Here is a 1,074-nt window from a genome sequence, read left to right on the forward strand (position 1 = left end):
CGCGTAGCTCCCGGAGAGAAAGAGGGAGTAACCCCCTCACACCACCACCAGATCACCGAGCAACCGCCCGACGGGCTCGGGGAGCCCAGATGGTCTCGTAGCCGACCATGACGTCCGTCGGGAACTGGTACTCGATGCCGGTGTTGAACAGCTTGGACGGTGCGCACTGATCGCCCTGTCCGTGCGTTCCCACCGCTGCGGCAACCAGTGGACGCGCCCCCTGCCCGGTCCACGGATTCGACGGTTCGAGATAGGTGCCCGTCACGGCAACGGGGGCACCCTTGGCGTCCTCGCTTCGGTACATGATCTTGGTGGCGGTTGCCGGCCACGCACCGTTCGATCCGGGCACGCTCAGCAGCAGTGGTGACGGCTCACTCTTGATGAGATCTCCGTTGGCACCGTCCGGTAGTTCGGACGGCGGCGTGTAGAAATCCGCCGGTTCAGCCATTGCGGCGGGGGCCGTCACAGCACCCATGACCAGTGCTGCGACGGAGACCCCGGCCGCCCACCATGCTCTGCTCTTCACGTTTCGATCTCCCCACGTTCGCCTCCGCTGTGGCTTGGCACACAGCGAACGCAGAGTAACACATACCTCACGTAACACTTTTTCGTGAGGTTTTCGCCTCAACAGGCTGTATTACAACCGTTTACGACTACTTCGTGGGCTCCAGATTGGTGGTCAGCAGCGCACGAAGCTTGTCGGTATCAGCCGAGGTCCAGGCCTCGGGATGCAGGATCTTGGCCCACATGTCCGCTGCATCCTCGCCGTAATTGTGACCATGCCCGGACGGGACGTCCGCCGAGAAGACCATGTCGAGGGTGACCTGCCAGAAGGTCACGAGAGGCACCCACGTCATTCCCGGATCCACGTCGCGGCCCAGCGGTTCCTTGAGCCAATCAGGCTTGTTGAGCAGCAGGTCGAAGGACCACCACGTGATCGGGTCGCTGGCGTGCTGCCAGTACACGATGCGATCGTCGTCCCAATCCGACTTCAGCTCCAGATCCTCCGGATCACCGGCAAACCGAATGGCGCGTCCACCGTCGATCACCGGCAGAATTTCCTTCGACCCCGAG

Annotated in this window: 2 protein-coding genes; both read right to left on the bottom strand. The window is 62.6% G+C overall.

The features are described 5' to 3' along the window. Positions 1-52 precede the first annotated feature (52 nt). Positions 53-526, bottom strand: a complete 474-nt coding sequence (locus ABT116_RS49680) for a hypothetical protein (RefSeq protein ID WP_502984113.1) — start codon at positions 524-526, stop codon at positions 53-55. A gap of 127 nt (positions 527-653) precedes the next feature. After that, positions 654-1,074: alpha/beta-hydrolase family protein (locus ABT116_RS49685; RefSeq protein ID WP_351648326.1), on the bottom strand; the 421-nt coding region annotated here is incomplete at its 5' end.

The sequence above is a fragment of the Streptomyces sp. NPDC002130 genome (genome assembly GCF_040296465.1).
Taxonomy (GTDB): Bacteria; Actinomycetota; Actinomycetes; order Streptomycetales; family Streptomycetaceae; genus Streptomyces.